Here is an 18,678-nt window from a genome sequence, read left to right on the forward strand (position 1 = left end):
CACTGGGTGTCGGTCGGGCCCCACCCGCCGCGGAGCCCGGGGTGACGCGGTTCTCGCTCAGAAGTCCGTACGCGCGATGTCGTCGAGGATCGACGGCCCTTGGGGCGACCAGCCGAGCACGCGCCGGGCGGTGTCGCCCGAGGCCTGCTGGTCGAGCAGGAGGGCCTCGCCGAGCAGGCCGAGCCGGTCGAGTGTCTGCACGACGGGCTCGGGCTCGACCCGTCCGGCCAGACCGACGGAGCGGCTCACCGCTTCGGTGATCTCCCGTACGGTCGGGTTCACGCCGTCGGCTCCGAAGAAGTACGAACCGGCCGGGGCCTTCTCCAGCGCGAGCACGTACAGCTCGGCCAGGTCGTCCACGTGCACGGTGCTCCAGTGCTGGTCACCGGGCCCGACCATGGTGAGGGCCGGGGCGTCCCCCGCGGTGCGCGGGCCGGCGGCCACGAGATTCAGCAGGCCGCCGCCGTGCCCGTGCACCACCGCCGGTGCGATGACTGAGGTCCTGACGCCCTGCGCGTCACGTACTTGCTTGGCAAGCGGCACCCGCCAGGCGGTCAGGCGCGGGGCGTTCATGGCGGTCGACTCGGTGATCGCGGAACCGCTGCCATGCAGCCAGACGCCGGTGGTGTAGACAAAGGGCCGGCCCGTGTCCCGCAGTGCGCGCAGAAAGCCGGTGACGGCTACCTCGTCGACGGTCGCACTGCTCTCGTCACCCGGTGACGCCACGTGGATCACGCCGTCGCTCGCGGCCGCGAGCCCCCGGAGGGCCTCACCGTCGGACAGGTCGGCAATCGCTGGCGCCGCGCCCTTGGCCCGCACCAGTTCGGCCTTCTCTGCGGAGCGGACCACGGCCGTCACCTGGTGGCCGCCGGAGGTGAGCCGGTCGAGCACCGAGGCTCCGATGTAGCCGGTGCCGCCGGTGAGCAGTACACGCATGGTCATCCTCTTTCGCTGATGTCACTGACGTTTTCCTGGACGAAGTGGTGGCCCGCACGCAACGGTCGCCCCGATTGGCTATCGTGTCCAACGAATGTTTCCGAAAGTCCAATCGGGAATGACGATGAATGAGGGATCGGTGGACCAGAAAAAACTGGAGTACTTCATCACGGTCGCCGAGGAACTGAACTTCACCCGGGCGGCCCAGCAACTGCACGTCACACAGTCCACGCTCTCGGCCGGAATCAAGGCCCTGGAGCAGGAGCTGAGGGCCGAACTGCTCATCCGCTCCACCCGGTCGGTCAGTCTGACGGAGGCCGGTTCGGCGTTCCTGCCCGAGGCGCGTAGCGCGATCGAGGCCCTCGACCGGGCCAGAGCCGCGGTGGAGCCGCTCTCCACGGGGCTGCGTGGCAGCCTCACCGTGGGCGTTCTCAGCGGGCTGACCGTTATCGACGTGCCCGCACTGGCGGGCGACTTCCACCGGCGTCATCCGGAGGTCCGGTTGCGTACCGAGACCTCCCAGCGGGGGACCTCCGGGCTGATCGAAAAGATGAAGGAAGGCCACGTCGACGTGGCCTTCGTGGGAGCCGACATCACGGATGCGTACATCAGGGTGTGGGCCGTCAAGAGGTACCAGGTCCAGTTGCTGGTTCCCGCCGGTCACCCACTGGCTCTCCGCGAGAGCGTGCGGCTGAGGGACGTAGCCGGGGAACTCTTTGTCGACATGCCCATAGGGTTCGGGCAGCGCCAGATCGTGGACGACGCCTTCACGAGGGCGGAGCTGTCCCGGCGCGTCCTGATCGAGGTATCGGACATCACCACGATCGCGGAGTACGTGGCGCACGGTCTGGGCGTCGCACTGCTGCCCCCGGACTTCGCGACGGCGGCCGGGGACGCGGTACGTTCCGTCCCCCTCGCGGACGAATGTCTGTCCTGGACGCTCAGCGTGGTCGCCTCGGCGACGCGTCCGCCGACCCGGGCGCTGCACGCCTTCCTCGACCTCATCCCGCACCACATCCGGCGCGACCGCGTGTTCTGAGCGCGCCCGGCCGGGTCTGTGGGCGCGCCCGCTAAGGTGGATCCTGCTCCGGGGAGCGCAGTTGAAGAGTGCGGACGTGGCGCCTTCCGTCGCCCTCGCCGGCAAGCACGCCACGGTCCGGCGGGCCGTCAGCCGCTATGGCCGTAGCCCGGTCCTCAGCATCCAGCGGCATGCCGCCTGCGACGCCAGCCCGAACGCCTCGTCGAGGTGCTCACCGACTTCCTGGTCCCCACCGGAGCGGCGCTTCTCCGCGCGTGGACCGAGTGCGCGGGCGAGGAGTGGATCCGGGCGCGCCGCCCGCGGGAAGCCGAGGCCGCGCCATCCCGGACCCCGGCTCTCACTCCGCCGGAAGCGCCGGGGAGGGCGCTGCGAGGTGCATCGACCCTGCCGCGGCCAACGCCGCGGCGATCCGCTGTTACAGCAAGGTCGGGTTCAAACCCGTGGGGGTCATACGCGCTTACGGACGCGATCACCGCACAGGCGCCTGGCAGAACGGCCTGCTGATGGATCTGCTCGCAGGCGAACTGGCCTGACGCGCTTCCCCTCGAAACCCTCCGGGCGTGACGTGACAAGGGCCGCACGGGTTCTTCGGGTGTGAAGACGAAGTGGGCCCGTGCAGCCCTGTCCCATCCTGCCTTCTGCGGCCTCTCCCCAACACATCTAGGCGGTTTGATCGAGGAGTTGGCTGGCCCATGGCAGGCGCGACGGGAATCCGCGCTACGTGAACGACGCGGAGGTGACCGGCGCCGACAGGCCGGGGTCGGTCGAAAGCACGAGCTGGTGTTCACCGACCGGGTCCTTCTCACCCTCGCCCACCTGCGCACCCAGCTCCCGCACGCCGCGCTCGACGAGCTGTACGCAGTGGGCCGCTCCACCGTCACCGAGGCCATCGGCGAGATCCGGCCCTTGCTCGCCAGCCGGGGCTTCGCCGTCCCCGACCGGCCCGGAATCCGGCTGCAAACCCTGGCAGACGTTTTCGCCTACGCCGATGCCGAAGGCGTGAAGTTACGGATCGACGGCACCGAAACCCATATCCGCCGCCCCAAAGCCCACCAGGCGGGTCGTTGCGCCTTCATCTCCGGGAAAAGAAGAAGAACACCTGCAAGACCACCACAATCAGCGACTCCCAGGGCCGCACCTTGTGGTCCTGGGTCGATCGCCCGGGACGGACGCACGACCAGACTTCGGTCCGTACCGAAGGCATCGCTGAGCAACTCCGGTTGCGCCCGAATGTGAAGGCTGAGGTCGACGAGGGATACCGCGGACTGGCCAACGAGTTCCCAGAGCAGATCACTGCCCCACCCCGTAAGTCGAAGGACGATGCCCCGCTCGGCGACCAGCACGCCTGGCGTGAGCAACGGCGCCGTCAGTCTTCTGCACGGATCTGTGTTGAGCACGCCAATGCCGAGCACAAACAGTGGCGCCCGCTACAACGGTTTCTCGGACACCGCGGAACCTACGCCGCCACGCACCGAGCAGTTGCCAGCCTGGTCTCCGACCGCGCCGCCCAGCGGGCCACCCGTCGCAGGGCAAGTACCGAGCTCGTATCCGTAAGCACCCTGGCCCGCTGGAACACCCACCAGCCGAACTTCCAGGTCAGCAAACCCGAACATCAATAGCCGACACCGTCGTTACAGGGGGCGGAGCGGCTCCTTCGCTGGGACTCGACCCGCGGGACTGGTCAGGATCGCTCCGCAGCGGCGAGGAGAGCCAGGGCGGCCTGGCGAGCCAGCTCACCCGCCCGCGCAGAGCTGTGATGGTCGGCCACGACGGTGGCACCCTCCGCAAGAATGAGCAGTTGCAGCGCGAGGCGGTGCGGATCGTCGGCGCCGGCCCTCTCGGCGATGCCGGTGAGCAGTTCGAGGTAACGCTCGACATGGCGCGCGACGATGGCGCGGACGGCGTCAGTGTGGTGTTGCGTGGCGGCGTTGATCAACGCACAGCCGCGGAACTCAGGACCGTCGTACCAGCCCTGGAGAGCCCGGAACAGAGCTGTGAGCTGGTCGGCAGGACGGTCTCCGCTCGATGAGACCGTATCCGTCAGCCAGTGGATGACCCGGTCGCTTCGCGTGTCGAGCACCGCGTGCACCAGCCCGTCCTTGGTGCCGAAGTGCCGGTAGAGCGTCTCCTTGGACACGCCAAGACGTGCGCAGAGCTCCGCCACCCCGATGCCGTCCAGCCCCCGCTCGTACAGCACCCGGGTGGCCGCGTGCACGATCGTGGCGCGGGTTCGCTGGGGGTCGATGGTCGAACCTTTGGCAACAGGCATGAGGTGATGGTACCAACCGGTTCGATCGTGGTGCTAGCCTCAGATGGTACTGATCGGTTCGATCCTGGGAGTGGGTATGGCCACCGCCGTGCGGCTGTCGCTGGGGACCGCGTCAGCGCTGGGTCCCGCCCGCTTCGCCTATGGACTGCTCGTGCCGGCGATGCCGGGTGGTCTGGGGTGGACCCTGGCCGACGCGGGCGCATTGAGCACCGCGAACGGACTCGGTTACGTGGTGGGTGCGGTGCTGACTGCTGCCTTGGTACGCAGGTGGGGCACCGCGTCCGTCTTCCGTTGGGGAATGGCCGCCACCGCGGTGACGCTGGCGGGCACGGCGGCGAGTAACGAGTTCGTGGTACCGGTGGCGATGCGCGCCCTGGCCGGAGCGGCGGGGGCTGCGGTGTTCATCGCGGGTGGCGTGATTGCGGCCCGGCTGGCCGCTCGTGCCGGCTCCAGCGCCCCCGTCGCCGTCTACTTCGCTGGCACGGGCGCAGGAATCGTCCTGAGCGGTGCGGCGATCCCGGCCCTGGGTGATCACTGGTGGGCTGCATGGATTGGCTTGGGCATCGCGGCGGGGATTGCAACGCTGATCAGTTGGTCGGCGACGGGCCCGGATGAGGAGAAAGCCACCGATGGAGCGGGGCGGGCGCGGGTACGCCCACTGCGGCGCGTGGCCCTGGCCTACCTCCTTTTTGCGGTCGGCTACATCACCTGCATCACCTTCCTGTCCGTCTACCTCGCTGATCGACACGCCTCGGTCCTTCAGGAGATCCTGACCTGGACGGTGCTGGGAGGCGGAGTCATGGCAACCCCGTTCCTGTGGAGCCGCCCGATGACCCGCTGGCCCGGCACACGTGTCCTGGCTGCCGTGCTGGGCGGGCCTCGCCGGTGGCGCGGCCCTGCCTCTGCTGTCATCCTCGGCGATTGCGGTGGTCGCCTCGGCGGCGGCTTACGGCGTGACGTTCATGGCAGTCCCGGCGGCTGTCACCGCCTGCATCCGGACCGTGCCCCAGCCTGTCGACTGGACCGCGGCATTGGCAGCGTTCACGACCTTGTTCGCCGCGGGACAGACCGTGGGGCCGTGGCTGGCAGGCGTTCTCGCCGAACACACCACCACCGCCGCGCCACTGGCGTGGACCGCCCTCCTGAGTGCCGGCGCGGCCGTGCTTTCGGCAATCCCGAGCAGGCCGGAACCCCGCACCGAGGCACCTTTTGGGACCAACGCCCAGAACATGGGTTCTCGACGATGAACAGCCCAGCGGTTCTCGCAGAACCACCGTGGGAGGAGAAGAGCCTATGACGACGAATCTTTCGCACTCGCGGCCCCAGTGGCACGAGGGTGAAGAAGCCATGCACCGGCTTCTCAAGGTGCCGTACGAATTCAATCCCACGGCTCCCGGGCTGCCCATGGAGTACGTGCCCTGGATGACGCAGAGCCCTCTCATCGCACTGGGGGCGGTCGACCGGAACGGCCGCGTATGGACAACGGTGCTCGGCGGGCAACCAGGTACCACGCTTCCCTTGGCCAGAGGCGTGTTGAAGGTGACTTCGCTGGCTCACGTCGCGCACCAGCCCGGGGGACGAAGTGAGGGCACGCTCGGATATGACCCGGCACTGGAGGCGCTGTTCTCCGACGAGGACGGCCACATGCACCGAGCAAGCAGCGAGGAGAAGGAGAGGGATGAGGAAGGGCGCGACCGCGACGGGATCCTCGTCAGGCACGAGGACGGGGGAAGGCTGGCCGCCGGCCTGGTGATCGACCTGGAAACCAGGACGCGGGTCAAAATTGCCGGGAGAGTGCTCGGCGGAGCGGTTCTGGCCAGGCCGTTGGAGAAGAATATGGTGGCCGGGAGGGCTGGAGGGCCTGCGGAAGTGCAGGTGGCCCTCGCTGTGGACGAGACACTGGGGAACTGCCCGAAGTACCTGAACAGGAAAACCGTCCAGCCTCATGAAGCATTTCCTCACCTGGTCGGCGACCGGCTTCCGCTGCCGCCCGAGGCGGTGCAACTCATCGCCAAGTCCGACCTCTTTTTCATCTCAAGCAGGCACGGCGCTGAGAGCATGGACACCAACAACCGGGGTGGAGCTCCCGGGTTCGTGCGAGTACACACGAACTCCGATGCAGACGGTGTCGTCCTGGTGTATCCCGAGTATTCAGGGAATCGCCTCTTCCAGACATTGGGAAACATCAAGTCCGACCCTGTCGTGGGAATTACCTTTCCCGACTTCGAAACCGGCGACGTCCTCTACCTGACAGGACGGGCAGAGATCTTGGCCCGCGCCGACGCCACATCCATGATCCCGCACAGCAAACTCGCTGTCCGCGTGCGGGTGGAGGCAGCTCGATTCGTGAAGGACGGGCTGCCGTTCCGTGGGCAACTGCTGGACCAGTCGCCCTACAACCCGCCGGTACGCAGGTTGGCTCACGAAATCAGCGGAGCGGAGTCCCGCTCAGCCGACAGCGTCGACGCGGACGGCCGACCGGTAGGGAAAGCGACGGCGACATTGATCCGCGCACACCATCTGACGCCGACGATCTCGCGATACACCTTCCGGCTCGCCCCCGATCTGTCCACCCCACGGTCGAGCGCAGAGTTCCAGCAGCTCGAACCATGGCGCGCGGGGCAGCACGTCACTCTTGATTTTTCCGCCACGCTCGATCGCGGATGGTCACACATGCGCGACCACGACCCCCGCTCACTCAACGACGATTACATCCGGGCCTTCACCATCTCGAGCCCAACGCTTCCCACCCCTGAAGAACGCACCGCAGGAACGGAACACCGCGGACCGCTGAGCGGGGCCGAATTCGAGGTCACTGTCCGGAGGAACGGGCCAGTCACGTCACTCCTGGCCAAGTGGAAGCCCGGTGCGCCGCTTTCCGCCACCGTTTTGGACTTCGGCGGCGAAGAAGAGGTGAGGTACGCCGACGCAGCCAAGGGGTCGCGCACCGATGACGACATCATCGTGGTGGCTGCTGGAGTAGGAATCACACCTCTCATGGCGCAGGCGCAGCCCGTGCTGGAATCCGGTCGGAGGATGAGAATCCTCTGGAGCCTGAAAACGGATGACCTGCCGCTGGCAGTCGACGTCCTGGAAAAAGTCGACGGCCTGGGAGCGGTAACGGAGCTGTTCGTGACCCGATCGGTCGACGGAAAACAAAACGCAGAAATCGACAGGATCCGCCGGCTCGGCACAGTAGTACGCACCCGACGGATCCAGAAGAACGACGTTCTGACCAAGGGCACAGCGGCTCGGCGGCGATTCTATGTGTGTACAGGTCCCGGCCTGAGGAGGTCGGTCCTGGAATGGACGGCAGGGGAATACGTACAGTTCGAGAAGTTCGACTACTGACGTAGGCCCGGTCAACCTCCCCCGGAACCCGTCCACGGGGTGGGTGAGGCCAGTTGGCGCCTCGCCTTGACCCATCCCGGGGACACCGCAGGTCCCATTCTCGAAACAGCAGAAAGGCAGAGTTGAAATGACTACGTCGTCGCCGCAGCCGGGAGCCCGAATCGTGGGCGTAGGCCACTACCAGCCCCGCGGGTGGTGAGCAACGACGAGATCGCGCGCATGGTCGATACCAAAGACGAATGGATCAGACAGCGCGTCGGGATCGTCAGCCGGCGCTTCGCGGACACTGAGTCCGTCGCCGGCATGGCGTCCGAGGCAGCCCGCGCTGCTCTCGCTGATGCCCGTGTCCACGGTGAAGAAGTCGACCTGGTGATCGTCGCGACCTGCTCGAATGTGAACCGTTCACCCAGTACGGCCGGGAGAGTCATCGAGTCCTTGGGCCTGACGGGCGCGGCAGGATTCGACGTCAATGCCGCCTGCTCCGGATTCGTCCACGCACTGGAGACTGCCCGGCAACTGCTCGCCGGCGGCGCCACGCGCACCGTCATCGTGGTCGGCGCCGAGCGGATGACAGACGTCACCGACTTCACCGACCGCTCCACCTGCATCCTTGTCGGTGATGGCGCAGGCGCTGTTGTCCTCTGCGCGAGCGCGCACGACACGTTCGGACCCATCGTCTGGGGCACTGTGCCCGGCCTCGCCGACGCGGCGCGCATCGAGGCGCCGGAGGGCACTTTCGTCCAGGAAGGCCGCAAGGTGTTCCGCTGGGCGATCACAGAAGCCGCCCCTCACGCCAGAAAAGCACTGGAAGCCGCGAACCTCCGTCCTGACCAGGTGGCGGCGTTCATCCCGCATCAGGCGAATCTCCGCATCGTTGAGCACCTTGCCGACCAGCTTCAGTTGACGGACGCGGTCGTCGCAACCGACGTCCAGGAATCAGGTAACACGTCCGCGGCAAGTATCCCCCTGGCTCTGTCGAAACTACTCCGGCAGCACTCGATCCCGTCCGGCGCGCCCCTTCTCCTGTTTGGCTTCGGTGGGGGTTTCTCCTACGCGGGCCTCGTGGTCGCCGCACCGCAATATCCGTCCGAAGAGGGCAGCCTGTGACAGTTCTCCCCGCACTTGCTGCTCGTCGCTACCGCGGCCTCGTCGGCGGATGTGGACGGTACGGAGCCGGAGCTCATCCGCGGTGATGTTCAGGCTGCCGGCATCGAGGGGAGGAGGACCGTGACGCCGCCCATGTTAGGTCTCTGTCGGTGGTGGAAGACCGGTTCGGTCTGAGTCTTCCCCGAAGGCAGATACTGGAAGGGCTGCTGCCCGCCGCGACGATCTGACACGAAAGCCCCAGCCGGTATATCCGGACGCTGAGGTGAAAACCTCCTGCAGTTGGTCGTCAGGCTGCGTGAGGTCCGGCGGCGGGGCTGTACTGCGTCGAGAGCGGCTCAGTAGCTGGCGTCTGTGTGAGCTAGACCGGCGCGGGCTGTCTCTTCCGAGGCTCGCATAGACCTCGTAACGCGATCTTGAGTGAGTGTGCTGGTCGAGCGTGTCCGGTGTGATGATCTGGCCGTTGATGGCCGTGTGAGTACTCGGCCGTGGATCGTGGACGATGACCTGTGGGAGCTGATCGAGCCTCTGCTGCCGCCCTGGCCCGAGCGGTCGCCGGGGCCGAAGCCGGTGGACGACCGGCTCTGTCTGCAGGGGATCCTGTACGTCCTGCACCAGGACATCGCCTGGCAACTCCTGCCCCCGGAGCTAGGGTTCGGCTCCGGGCAGACCTGTTGGCGCCGCCTGGACCGCTGGCAACAGGCAGGCGTCTTCGACCAATTGCACCGGATCCTGCTCGCGAAGCTGCACGCGGCTGGCGAACTCGACTGGTCCCGCGCGTGCGTAGACGGCTCCCACATCCGCGCGAAAAAGGGGGAGCAGCAACCGGCCCGTCGCCGGTCGACCGGCGGAAGACTGGCAGCAAACACCACTTGATCTGCGACGGGAAGGGGACCCCGCTGCACGTCATCACCACCGCCGCGAACGTCAACGACATCACCCAGACCCTCGCTCTGGTCGACGGCATCCCGCCAGTGGCCGGACGTCCCGGCCGTCCCCGCCGACGTCCCGATGCCGCACTCGGCGACAAGGCGTACGACTCCCGGGCCATGCGCCGCGAACTGCGCAGGCGTCGGGTCCTGCCAGTGATCTCCCGCAAGGGCTCTCCGAATATCAAGGGCCTGGGCAGGATCCGCTACGTTCGAGCAAACCTTCGCCCTGCTTCACCAATTCAAACGCCTCGCCGCCCGCTGGGAGCGACGCCTTGAACTCCACGAAGCCTTCGTCTTGTTGGGCTGCAGCCTCATCTGCTTCAGGCGGCTGAAGAAGGCCAGATCGCAGGACCCCGTTACGAGCTTATGAGGTCGCCGCGCCCCCTGATGAAGAGGACGCCGCGCGACACCGTCGGATGAGCTCGGTCGTGGAGACGCCGGCTGTGTACCGCACAAGGCGCAGCTTCCCCGCGTCGGCCACTGGACCGAAGACTTCTTTGAGCGCGTCAGCCGTGAGGTCGTCCCCGTGCACGACCACGTCGATGCCGTGCCGGTCCAGGAACTCGTTCGTGACACGGTAGGGCGCGTTCGGAAGCACCACGTCGACGTACCGGCATGCCTCGATCACCTCCACCCGCTCCGCCAGCGTCATGATGGGCTTGCGCTTGTATGCGGCCACGTCCTCGTCAGAGAGCACTCCGACGATCAGCCGCTCCCCGAAAGCTCGCGCGGCCCTGAGTAGAGCGACGTGCCCCGGGTGAAACAGGTCCCCGACCATGTCGACGTAGACGTTCCCGTACTCAGTCATGCTTGTTGCCCTCTCGACGGCTCCAAGCTGACCAAGACTGGGCCAACCGCCCCGCTCCGTCAACCATTCACCATCGACACCGAAGCGGCTAAAGAAGGTTCACCCAAGATCCTGTTACGAGCTCTTTGCAGTGCCTGAGAGCTGACCCTGTAGGTGCTGTCCTACCGGACGCCATTGGGGCACCCCTGTCCCATCCACCAAACACCGAACATCGCCCCCCTCGCCGCCCGGCCGCAGCGCTGACCTCCTGTGCGACTTCCGTGAGCGGGCGCCTACCCCAACGGCTGAGGCTCGGCTCCGAGCCCCAGGCACCGCGCGTCGCGCTCTGGGCGGATTGCCGCCAGGGCGAAGGCACCGGCCGTGAGCATCACCGCGCCGGCACCGAGGAATGCGGTGGTGTAGCCGATGGACGGGGTGTCGGCCGCGTCGATGAGATGGCCGGTCAAGAAGGGCGCCACGAGGCCGGGCAGGGTGCCGACGCCGGCGACGATGCCGAAGACGGCGCCGCGCTGGGCAGGGGGAACGACCTCGGCGGTCGTCATGTAGTGGAGCGGGATGGCGACCGCGGTGCCGCCGAAGGCCAGCGCGATCAGCACGAGCCGCGGACCGGAAGCGTCGATGAACGGGAAGGCCGCCATCGCGCACCCGGCCACACACACGGCGATGCTCTGCCCCGCCCCGCTGGACCAACGGCTGCTCACTCCACGGGACTTCAGCGCGTCCATGAACGGGGAGACCGCCAGTAGCAGCACCAGCCCGAAGCCGGACATGACACTGATTGCGGTCGCGGAAGCCGCCGCCGACATGTCCATCTGCGTCCTGAAGTAGGCGGGCAGCCAGGCATGGCTGAGGGACAGCGCCCATGCCGCGCCGAAGGCACTGGAAATGCTGCCGAGCACGGTTCCGGTCAGCAGGATCTTGCGGTAAGGCAATCTGGGCTCACTGGATCCCCCGGCTGTGCGCTTGTGGTCGTACGGGCCGTCGTGGCCGACGCGCCACCACAGCAGTGCCCAGGTCGCGCTCACGGCAGCGAGGACGGCGTAGGCCGAGCGCCAGCCGAATCCCTCGATCAGCCAGGTGACCACAGGTGCCGCGATGAGGGTGCCCAGGGCCGCACCGCCGATCTGGAGGGCCGAGGGAAAGCCGCGGCGCTCCGGCGGAAACCACTTGTACAGGGCGTGCATGGACATGGACGCCGCCGGTCCCTCGGCGGCGCCGAGCAGGATACGGCCGGCCATCAGGGTCGGGACCGACGCCAGGAACAGGACCGGGAGTTGGGCAACGGCCCACAGCAGGGTCATGCCGAAGAGCAGGACCCGGCTGGAGATGCGGGTGGAGAGGAAGCCGACGAGGAGTCCGGAGATGCTGAAGAGGAAGTAGAAGGAGCTGGAGATCAGGCCGTAGGTGCTGTTGCTCAGGTCGAGTTCCTCCATGATCGGAACGGCGGCGAGGCCGAGGACCGACTTGTCGGCGAAGTTGATGACCATGAAGGTCACGATCATCGCCGTGATCAGCCAGGCTCTGCGGCTGTCAGCGGCGGGGGCGGGGGCGGGGGCGTGCTGGGACTGCGTGGCGGTATGGGGTGCCATGGGGCAACTCCTGCGGATGCGGGTGGGAGCAGGGGGGTCGTACAGGTGGGCGGTTGTCCCCCGAGGCCGCGGGCCCGCTCGCCGAAGCGGGGGCCCGCGGCACCGCCCTGGGCACCAAGGGGTGGGTCAGATCAGGCCCTTGGCGATCGCGTTCTTGTGGATCTCGGTGGTGCCGGTGACGATCCGGAACATCCGCAGGCTGCGGAAGATCTGCTCGACCTCGTTGCCGCGGGTCAGCCCGGCCTTGCCGTGGATCTGGACGGCCTGGTCGGCGACGCGGAAGGACGCCTCGGAGGTGAAGAGCTTGCACATGTTGGCTTCGACGGAGACGTTGTCTCCCCGGTCGGCCTTGGCGGCGGTGGCCATCACCATCGCGCGGGCGGCGTAGATCTCGGTGGCCATCTCGGCGATCTTGTGGTGGATCGCCTGATGGGCGAGGAGCGGCTGGCCGAAGACGGTGCGGTTCATGGCGTAGTGCACCGACAGGTCCCAGGCGCGGCGGGCGGCGCCGATGAGGGACGGGCAGTGCAGCAGGCGGTTGAGGGTGATGCGGCCGATGCCGATGCGCAGCCCTTGGCCGATCTCGCCGAGCAGGTTGGCGGCGGGGATGCGGCAGTCCTCGAAGACGAGGTCGCCCTCCATCTGCTGCCCGGACATGGGGACTTCACCGTCGAGAACCGTGCAGCCGGGGGTGTCCAGGTCGACGAGGAAGGCGCTGTACGCCTCTTCGGTGCCGGCCATGCGGGCGACGACGATCGCGAAGTCCGCGAAGGGGGCGGCCGAGCTGAACACCTTCTTGCCGTTGAGGACATAGGTGTCCCCATCCGGGGTGGCGGTCGTCGTCATGCGGCGTACGTCGGAGCCCGCGTCCTCCTCCGTGATGGAGAAGCAACAGGCTCGCTCGCCCCGGACCACGGGCAGCAGGTAGCGCTCCCGTTGTTCCTCGGTGGCGTACTTCACGATCGCGCCGACGCGCAGCGGGCCGCCCATGTCGCCCAGCACGGAGTGGGAGAGGGCGGCGCCGGAGGCGGTCAGCTCCTCTTTGAGGGCGCACAGTTCGTAGAAGCTCAGGCCCTGGCCGCCCAGTTCGGGGGGCAGGCTGATGCCGTAGAAGCCGAGTTCGGCGCTGCGCTTCCAGACGTGTTCCAGTGTGGTGCGGTCGAGCTTGGTCTCCGCGGTGATGCCGTGCTCGCGCTCGTAGGGGATGAGCTCGTCGGTGAGGTAGGCGCGCAGGCGGACGACGAGCTCCTGGAGGCGAGGGTTGTCGTCATAGGAGGGTTCGAGGGTGAAGGGCATGCCAGTCCTGTTCAGTTGACGCGGCGCTCGGCGCCCGCCCAGTGGGGGTCGCGGATGGCGCGGCGGTCGATCTTGCCGTTGGGGTTGTGGGGCAGGGCGTCGACGAAGTCGATGGAGCGGGGCTTCTTCATGCGGGCCAGGTGCTCGGAGCAGAAGGCGATGAGCTCGGCCTCCGTGAGGGGGGCGCCGTCGCGCGTCACGACGACGGCCTTGACGGCCTCGCCCCACTGCTCGTCCGGGACGCCGACGACGGCGGCCTCGTAGACGTCGGGGTGTTGGTGCAGGACGGACTCGACCTCGACGGCGTAGATGTTGAATCCGCCGGAGACGATCATGTCCTTCTTGCGGTCGACGATGAAGACGTAGCCGTCCGCGCGGCGTCGGGCGACGTCGCCGGTGAGGAACCAGCCGTCCCGGAAGCTCTCCGCGGTGAGGGAAGGTTCGTTGTAGTAGCCGGGGACGACATCGGGGCCGCGGACGGCGATCTCTCCGATCTCTCCGTCGGCGACGGGCTGTCCGCTGTCGTCGACGATGGCGACCTCGGCCTCGGCGAGCGCACGTCCGCAGGACAGCAGCAGCTCCTCGTCCTCGCCCTCGATCGCGCGCCGGTGGTCCTCTGTGGAGAGGAAGAGCACACCGGAGGTGGTCTCGCCACAGCCGTATCCCTGGGAGAGGACAGGGCCGAAGAGGCCCCAGGCGGCCCTGATCCGGGACGGTGACATCGGTGCGGCGCCGTAGATCAGCTGGCGCAGGGTGGAGACGTCGTAGTCGCGGGCGTTCGGCAGCGCGAGCACGGTGTTGACCATCGTCGGCACGACGAAGGCATGGGTGGCACGCTCGCGCTGGACCGTGGCGAGGAACTCCTCGGCGTCCCAGCGCGGCAGTACGACCGCACAGCCGCCGGCGAAGAAGATGCCCATCAGCGGCATGCCCGAGGCGTGGGTGACCGGCCCGGCCAGGATCTGCCGGCTCCCGGGGCCGACCCTCGTGTCGGCGCTCATCACCGACTTGCGCAGCAGCGCCAGCCGGTTGCCGTACGTCTGAACCGCCGCCTTGAGCTTGCCGGTGGAGCCCGAGGTGAAGTGCAGTACGGCGATGTCATCCTCACCGCACTCCGTGTCGACGGGTTCCGGCTCGGTGCCCGCGAGGGTCTCGGCGTACCCCGGACCGAGATCGCTCGGGCCGTCGTAGCCAAGAACGGCCTTCACCCCCGTACCGGGCACCGCGGCGCGGGCGATGTCCAGATGGGCCGCGTCCATCAGCAGTAGCCGCGCGTCGGACTCGGCGAGCAGGTGGGCCACCTCGGCGGCGCCGAGCCTGGCGTTGATCGGTGCACGGGCCAGGCCGGCCTTGTAGAGGGCGACTTCCGTGACGACCAGTTCGGCGCGGTTGCCGACGAGGGTCGCAACCCGGTCGCCCCGGCTCAGGCCGAGTGCGCGCAGGGCCGTCGCGAGCCGGTCGCTGTGGTCGTCGAGTTCCGCGTACGTCAGCCGAACGGGTCCGCAGACCACCGCCTCGGCATCGGGTTGGTGGCCGGCAGTCCGGCGTACGTACCGTCCGAGGTTCATCGCACCTCCAGAAGTTTCGAACAGTGTGTTCGTTAACAAGCTTGGTGTGCGGCAACGTAAAGGCAGCGTTAGGGTCAGGTCAACGGTTCGGACGAGAAGGAAACGAAGTGGACATGAAGCCCGCGGGAGACCGCCGCGTCCGCAGGACGCGAGCCGCACTGCGCCAGGCCCTGGTCGCACTGGTCCTGGAGAAGGGGTTCCACGCGGTCACGGTCGAGGAGATCACCGAACGCGCCGATATCGGCCGGGCCACCTTCTACGCCCACTACCGAGACAAGGAGGACCTCCTGGTCGGCATTGTCCGCGACCTGGCCGAGGACCGGGACCGCCTCCTGCCGGCGGTCCGGCAGGCGCACGTGGAGGGGTTCACCGGACTGCCGGTGAAGTACATCTTCGAACACGCCGAGCAGGAGAAACCCGTCTACAGAGTCGTCCTGCGAGGCGAGGGCGACGGCCGGGCCCTGCGGGAGTTCACGGACCTCATCTGCGCCCACGCCGAGGCCGCCTTCCGCACCCGGACCGAGCAGCTCGCGGTGACCCCGCGCATCCCCCTCGACGTCGTCGCCCGGGCATGGACCGGTGAACTCATCGGCCTGCTCACCTGGTGGGTCGAGAACGACACCGGCTACAGCGCCGCCGAAATCACCGCGCATCTGCGCGACCTCTCGGTCTATGGCCGCGTCTGGGCCACCGGAGTCACCCCGTCCGACGCCCCGGGAGCTCTCGACCTCACCCCCTGAACCACGCCTGCACCACGGCCCTCGCCTGCTGACTGACCGATCTGGTCGAGTTATCGAACAGCATGTACTGTAACTCGACCAGACGGTGCATGCCGGAAGAGCGGAGCGGACGCATGACAGGCACATCGTCGCTGGCCGACCGGATATGGGCCCGGGGGTACACCGATCCGGCCTGGGCCCGACGCCACACGACCTCAGGGCGCGAACTCGTTCCGAGCCGCAGTGTCTGGCGAGGCTCCGCCGGCCCGTCCCCACTGCCCGCCTCGCCGGCTGGCGCCCTCGACGACCTGACCTTCACAGGACCACACGGTCAGTCCCTCACTCTCGCGGAGCTGCTCGCCCGGGCCGAGACCGACGCTCTGCTGGTCATGCACCGCGGACTCCTCGTGCACGAGGAGTACCTCCACGGGTACGAGCCCATGTCCCGCACTTCAACGCCTCGGCCGCCTCGGCCGCCAAGTCCTACCTCGGACTCGTCGCAGCGGCCCTCGCCCACGAAGGGCAGCTCGACCGCGGCGCCCAAGTCTCGAAATACATTCCCGAGCTCGCCGGAACCGCCTTCGGCGACGCCCAGGTCGACCACCTCCTCCACATGGGCACGCAGATGACCTACGCGGGCCGCCCGTACGACAAGGCACTCGAAGCCCAGCGCTACTTCGCCGTCCTCGCCCCCCAACTGCGCCCCTACGGCTACACCGGGCCGGACACGATCCGCGAACACCTCGGCACCGCCCGGGCGACCGCCGAGCCGGGTACCGCATTCCGCTACGAGAACGGCAACGTCGAAGCCCTCGCCGAGGTCCTGCGGCGTGTCACCGGCACCACCACCTCCGCCCTGTAGTCCGAGATGATCTGGTCCCGGATCGGCGCGGAGGAGGACGCGTACTACCTCCTCGACTCGGAAGGCTCCGAGGCCGCCTGCGGCGGCTTCAGACGTCGTTTCTTTTGGCAGTTCTCGGTCGAGCTGTGCAGGGATACTGCTGTGGTGCTGTTGACGTGGATCGCTGAGGTGGCGGACGAGCCGCTGGTACTGGAGCCGGCTGACCGACGGGCGGAGTGGGAGACCAACACCTGGTCGCTGGGCGCGACTGAGGAGGACAGGAGTTCGCTGTCCGTCGCCGAGGTGGTGGCCGCCTTCGAGTGGACTGCTGCCGCCATCCGGGAACGCATTCGAGATCTGAGCTTCTCTGAGGTTGCGACGTTCTACGTGTGGCACGACAAACTGGCAGGACAGCTCCGGTGCTCAACCGGTTCTGTGTCCCCGGATGCGTTGCCGTTCAGCGGTATCTATGTGGCTTCCGACGACCTCGGTCCGATCGTCGAGGGCTTTCTGGCCGACAGCGAGCCAGGCTCCATCGCCTGGTCGAACATGGACGACGCGCAGAGCCTCTCGGAGCAGACCAAGGCCGAGTGGGAGAGCAGGCCCTTCGGGGTCTGGGTCAGCAGTGTCGGAGCCTCAGACTGACTGGTGCTGCCCGTCCATACGGACGAGTCGGCGGTGGCAGATGACGGTTGCGGCTATGGCGGTGAAGGCGAGGAAGTGCTCTGCCTTGCATTCGTAGCGGCGGTGGAGCCGGCGGCAGCCGGCGAGCCAGGACACGGTCCTCTCAACAACCCACCGGTGGCGGCCGAGCCGCTGTGAGGACTCGATCCCCTTGCGGGCGATGCGGTGGCGGATGCCGCGCTTGTGGAGCCATCGGCGCAGGTGGTCGTAGTCGTAGCCCTTGTCGGCGTGCAGCTTCGACGGGCGGCGGCGACGGGGTCCGCGGGGAGAACGAATGGGCGGGATGCCACGCACGAGCGGCTGAAGGCCCTGGCAGGACGGCTTCGAATCGGGTGTGAGCGCGTCGGCCGCTGGCGATGTTGGTCCAGCCGGCGCGCAATGCAGAGCAGTTGAATCAGACGATCAGTTACGCTCCGCAGAGCGCCAGGCCGCAGGTGAGCCTGCGCAAGTAGATCGACCGCACCGCCTCCCAGCAACCAACCTGGGTTCTGCTCGCTCTTGCTCTGCTCGTTTCGGTGCTGCTGGCACTTCTGGTCGCTGTCGGAGCCGGTCTGTTGGCCCGCATCGACGGTGCGTCGCTTCCTGCCTCCATGCAAAGGGCAGGTGTCCAGTTCGCGGCACAGTGACCCTACTGATCGGGGTGTTGGCTATGGGGCGAGCATTCTCAAGTAGCGGAACACCGAGGAACGACGACCGGCCTGATACACCCTGAGCCTCCGCCGACTGGAGCCGCAGATCACATCGTGCGTGCGCACTTCGGCACTCCTGGATGGTCCGTTCGCGCGCATGGCCGCGGAGTTGTGCCTGCTCCAGATCGCCGCGTTCGCGGTGGGGCTCATCGCTCGCGACCTGCTCCGGGCCATCGCCACGGAACTCGCCGCCGTGGACGCGCAGCCCTGACCGCCTACTGGTCCGCGGCCCTCAGGATCGCCGGCAGAAACCGGCGCTGCAGTTCACCCGGTGGCAGCCGATCGGGTTCGACGAGCGACTGCATCAACGCGCCTTCGTGGAGGGCGATGAGCAGGCGGGCGAGCGAGTCGAGGTCGGGGTTCCCGTGCCGCCCTACGCGTGCGAAGAATCCCGTGAGAAGTTCGGTGAGCCGGGCCCGCAGCAGGCGATCGTGCTCGGCGAGCCGCTCGGCGGTCTGCGGGTGCCGGATCGCGTGGAGGGTGAATTCTGTGGACGCGAGGAACCACAGTCGTTCCTCGTCGCTGTTCGCGTCGCCCGTCAGGCCGTCGAGTGCCTCCTCGACCGTTGAGGCATCCGAGACCGCCGCGTCCAGGCGGGCCACCTCACGGTCGGCGTGTTCGTCGAACAGGGCGAAGAACAGGGCTTCCTTGTCTTCGAAGTTCGAGTAGAACGCCCCTCGTGACAGCCCGGCTCGCGTGCAGATCTCTTCGATCGACGTGCCGTGGAAGCCGCGCTCCGCGAACACCTTGAGTGCCGCTGCCTGCAGTCTCGACACGCTTCGCGCGCGAGTCTGCGCACCCTTCGCCATGGGCATCCTCCCCGATCCATTGACGGTGCCTGCGGCGCGTGCCA

16 protein-coding genes and 4 pseudogenes are annotated in these 18,678 nt (G+C 67.6%); 12 read left to right on the plus strand and 8 right to left on the minus strand.

What is annotated here, in order from left to right; genetic code table 11:
* Window positions 1–57: 57 nt before the first annotated feature.
* On the minus strand, window positions 58–936 hold the full coding sequence (locus tag E5671_RS36295; RefSeq protein WP_237330312.1) for an NAD-dependent epimerase/dehydratase family protein: 879 nt from the start codon (window positions 934–936) through the stop codon (window positions 58–60).
* Between the two features lie 139 nt (window positions 937–1,075).
* Here E5671_RS36295 and E5671_RS36300 point away from each other — a divergent pair, with 139 nt between their 5' ends.
* The 4 genes and pseudogenes from E5671_RS36300 (at window position 1,076) to E5671_RS47520 (ending at window position 3,594) form a co-directional block, all read left to right on the plus strand.
* The gene (locus E5671_RS36300; protein WP_160508098.1) at window positions 1,076–1,975 is read left to right on the plus strand and encodes a LysR substrate-binding domain-containing protein; all 900 of its coding nucleotides are present in this window, start codon (window positions 1,076–1,078) and stop codon (window positions 1,973–1,975) included.
* 377 nt (window positions 1,976–2,352) lie between these two features.
* A pseudogene (locus E5671_RS36305) lies at window positions 2,353–2,508 on the plus strand (aminoglycoside 6'-N-acetyltransferase); the annotation flags it as partial.
* A 247-nt stretch (window positions 2,509–2,755) separates the two neighbouring features.
* Window positions 2,756–2,839 (plus strand): annotated as a pseudogene (locus E5671_RS47515) (hypothetical protein); the annotation flags it as partial.
* A 200-nt stretch (window positions 2,840–3,039) separates the two neighbouring features.
* Complete coding sequence (locus E5671_RS47520) at window positions 3,040–3,594, plus strand: transposase family protein (RefSeq protein WP_336605951.1); 555 nt, start codon at window positions 3,040–3,042, stop codon at window positions 3,592–3,594.
* Window positions 3,595–3,656: 62 nt separating this feature from the next.
* Here the strand turns inward: E5671_RS47520 and E5671_RS36315 are convergent, their stop codons facing one another.
* Window positions 3,657–4,244, minus strand: a complete 588-nt coding sequence (locus tag E5671_RS36315) for a TetR/AcrR family transcriptional regulator (protein ID WP_160508100.1) — start codon at window positions 4,242–4,244, stop codon at window positions 3,657–3,659.
* Window positions 4,245–4,320: 76 nt separating this feature from the next.
* Between E5671_RS36315 and E5671_RS36320 the strand changes: the two genes are divergently transcribed.
* The 4 genes and pseudogenes from E5671_RS36320 to E5671_RS36335 all read left to right on the plus strand — a co-directional run bounded on the left by E5671_RS36320 (window position 4,321) and on the right by E5671_RS36335 (window position 10,001).
* On the plus strand, window positions 4,321–5,541 hold the full coding sequence (locus tag E5671_RS36320) for a YbfB/YjiJ family MFS transporter (protein WP_202121400.1): 1,221 nt from the start codon (window positions 4,321–4,323) through the stop codon (window positions 5,539–5,541).
* On the plus strand, window positions 5,538–7,595 hold the full coding sequence (locus E5671_RS36325; protein ID WP_160508101.1) for a pyridoxamine 5'-phosphate oxidase family protein: 2,058 nt from the start codon (window positions 5,538–5,540) through the stop codon (window positions 7,593–7,595). Before E5671_RS36320 ends, E5671_RS36325 begins: the two co-directional genes overlap by 4 nt.
* Before the next feature lie 127 nt (window positions 7,596–7,722).
* Window positions 7,723–8,702, plus strand: a pseudogene (locus tag E5671_RS36330) (beta-ketoacyl-ACP synthase 3).
* A gap of 471 nt (window positions 8,703–9,173) precedes the next feature.
* Window positions 9,174–10,001, plus strand: a pseudogene (locus tag E5671_RS36335) (IS5 family transposase).
* On the opposite strand, the gene E5671_RS36340 reads toward E5671_RS36335, so the two are convergent.
* The 4 genes from E5671_RS36340 to E5671_RS36355 all read right to left on the minus strand — a co-directional run bounded on the left by E5671_RS36340 (window position 9,996) and on the right by E5671_RS36355 (window position 14,892).
* Window positions 9,996–10,439, minus strand: a complete 444-nt coding sequence (locus E5671_RS36340; protein ID WP_160508104.1) for an adenylyltransferase/cytidyltransferase family protein — start codon at window positions 10,437–10,439, stop codon at window positions 9,996–9,998. The pseudogene E5671_RS36335 and the gene E5671_RS36340 sit on opposite strands and share 6 nt — an antisense overlap.
* 272 nt (window positions 10,440–10,711) lie before the next feature.
* Window positions 10,712–12,028 (minus strand): MFS transporter, encoded by a 1,317-nt coding sequence (locus E5671_RS36345; RefSeq protein WP_160508106.1) that lies wholly within the window; start codon window positions 12,026–12,028, stop codon window positions 10,712–10,714.
* Window positions 12,029–12,154: 126 nt separating this feature from the next.
* The gene (locus E5671_RS36350; protein ID WP_160508108.1) at window positions 12,155–13,324 is read right to left on the minus strand and encodes an acyl-CoA dehydrogenase family protein; all 1,170 of its coding nucleotides are present in this window, start codon (window positions 13,322–13,324) and stop codon (window positions 12,155–12,157) included.
* Between the two features lie 11 nt (window positions 13,325–13,335).
* On the minus strand, window positions 13,336–14,892 hold the full coding sequence (locus E5671_RS36355; RefSeq protein ID WP_160508110.1) for an acyl-CoA synthetase: 1,557 nt from the start codon (window positions 14,890–14,892) through the stop codon (window positions 13,336–13,338).
* A gap of 113 nt (window positions 14,893–15,005) precedes the next feature.
* Here E5671_RS36355 and E5671_RS36360 point away from each other — a divergent pair, with 113 nt between their 5' ends.
* From E5671_RS36360 to E5671_RS36370, 3 genes are all read left to right on the plus strand, one after another.
* Window positions 15,006–15,632: a TetR/AcrR family transcriptional regulator gene (locus E5671_RS36360; protein ID WP_202121401.1), complete on the plus strand. Its 627-nt coding sequence runs from the start codon at window positions 15,006–15,008 to the stop codon at window positions 15,630–15,632.
* Window positions 15,633–15,777: 145 nt separating this feature from the next.
* On the plus strand, window positions 15,778–16,473 hold the full coding sequence (locus E5671_RS36365; protein ID WP_237330313.1) for a serine hydrolase: 696 nt from the start codon (window positions 15,778–15,780) through the stop codon (window positions 16,471–16,473).
* A 6-nt stretch (window positions 16,474–16,479) separates the two neighbouring features.
* The gene (locus E5671_RS36370; RefSeq protein WP_237330314.1) at window positions 16,480–17,097 is read left to right on the plus strand and encodes a hypothetical protein; all 618 of its coding nucleotides are present in this window, start codon (window positions 16,480–16,482) and stop codon (window positions 17,095–17,097) included.
* Here E5671_RS36370 and E5671_RS36375 read toward each other — a convergent pair.
* Complete coding sequence (locus E5671_RS36375) at window positions 17,089–17,520, minus strand: transposase (protein ID WP_272902914.1); 432 nt, start codon at window positions 17,518–17,520, stop codon at window positions 17,089–17,091. The two genes, E5671_RS36370 and E5671_RS36375, sit on opposite strands and share 9 nt — an antisense overlap.
* A 363-nt stretch (window positions 17,521–17,883) precedes the next feature.
* On the opposite strand from E5671_RS36375, the gene E5671_RS36380 reads away from it, so the two are divergent.
* Window positions 17,884–18,036 (plus strand): hypothetical protein, encoded by a 153-nt coding sequence (locus E5671_RS36380; RefSeq protein ID WP_160508114.1) that lies wholly within the window; start codon window positions 17,884–17,886, stop codon window positions 18,034–18,036.
* A gap of 4 nt (window positions 18,037–18,040) precedes the next feature.
* On the opposite strand, the gene E5671_RS36385 is transcribed toward E5671_RS36380, so the two are convergent.
* The gene (locus E5671_RS36385; protein ID WP_336605952.1) at window positions 18,041–18,601 is read right to left on the minus strand and encodes a TetR/AcrR family transcriptional regulator; all 561 of its coding nucleotides are present in this window, start codon (window positions 18,599–18,601) and stop codon (window positions 18,041–18,043) included.
* Window positions 18,602–18,678: the final 77 nt, after the last annotated feature.

Origin of the sequence: Streptomyces sp. BA2 (assembly GCF_009769735.1) — a bacterium.
Classification (GTDB): Bacteria; Actinomycetota; Actinomycetes; order Streptomycetales; family Streptomycetaceae; genus Streptomyces.

Bases quoted from the DNA above. Each gene is read 5' to 3' on its own strand.
- E5671_RS36295 (WP_237330312.1), bottom strand. From the start codon at position 936: ATGCGTGTACTGCTCACCGGCGGCACCGGCTACATCGGAGCCTCGGTG.
- E5671_RS36315 (WP_160508100.1), bottom strand. From the start codon at position 4,244: ATGCCTGTTGCCAAAGGTTCGACCATCGACCCCCAGCGAACCCGCGCC.
- E5671_RS36320 (WP_202121400.1), top strand. From the start codon at position 4,321: ATGGCCACCGCCGTGCGGCTGTCGCTGGGGACCGCGTCAGCGCTGGGT.
- E5671_RS36325 (WP_160508101.1), top strand. From the start codon at position 5,538: ATGACGACGAATCTTTCGCACTCGCGGCCCCAGTGGCACGAGGGTGAA.
- E5671_RS36340 (WP_160508104.1), bottom strand. From the start codon at position 10,439: ATGACTGAGTACGGGAACGTCTACGTCGACATGGTCGGGGACCTGTTT.
- E5671_RS36345 (WP_160508106.1), bottom strand. From the start codon at position 12,028: ATGGCACCCCATACCGCCACGCAGTCCCAGCACGCCCCCGCCCCCGCC.
- E5671_RS36350 (WP_160508108.1), bottom strand. From the start codon at position 13,324: ATGCCCTTCACCCTCGAACCCTCCTATGACGACAACCCTCGCCTCCAG.
- E5671_RS36355 (WP_160508110.1), bottom strand. From the start codon at position 14,892: ATGAACCTCGGACGGTACGTACGCCGGACTGCCGGCCACCAACCCGAT.
- E5671_RS36360 (WP_202121401.1), top strand. From the start codon at position 15,006: ATGAAGCCCGCGGGAGACCGCCGCGTCCGCAGGACGCGAGCCGCACTG.
- E5671_RS36365 (WP_237330313.1), top strand. From the start codon at position 15,778: ATGGGCCCGGGGGTACACCGATCCGGCCTGGGCCCGACGCCACACGAC.
- E5671_RS36370 (WP_237330314.1), top strand. From the start codon at position 16,480: ATGATCTGGTCCCGGATCGGCGCGGAGGAGGACGCGTACTACCTCCTC.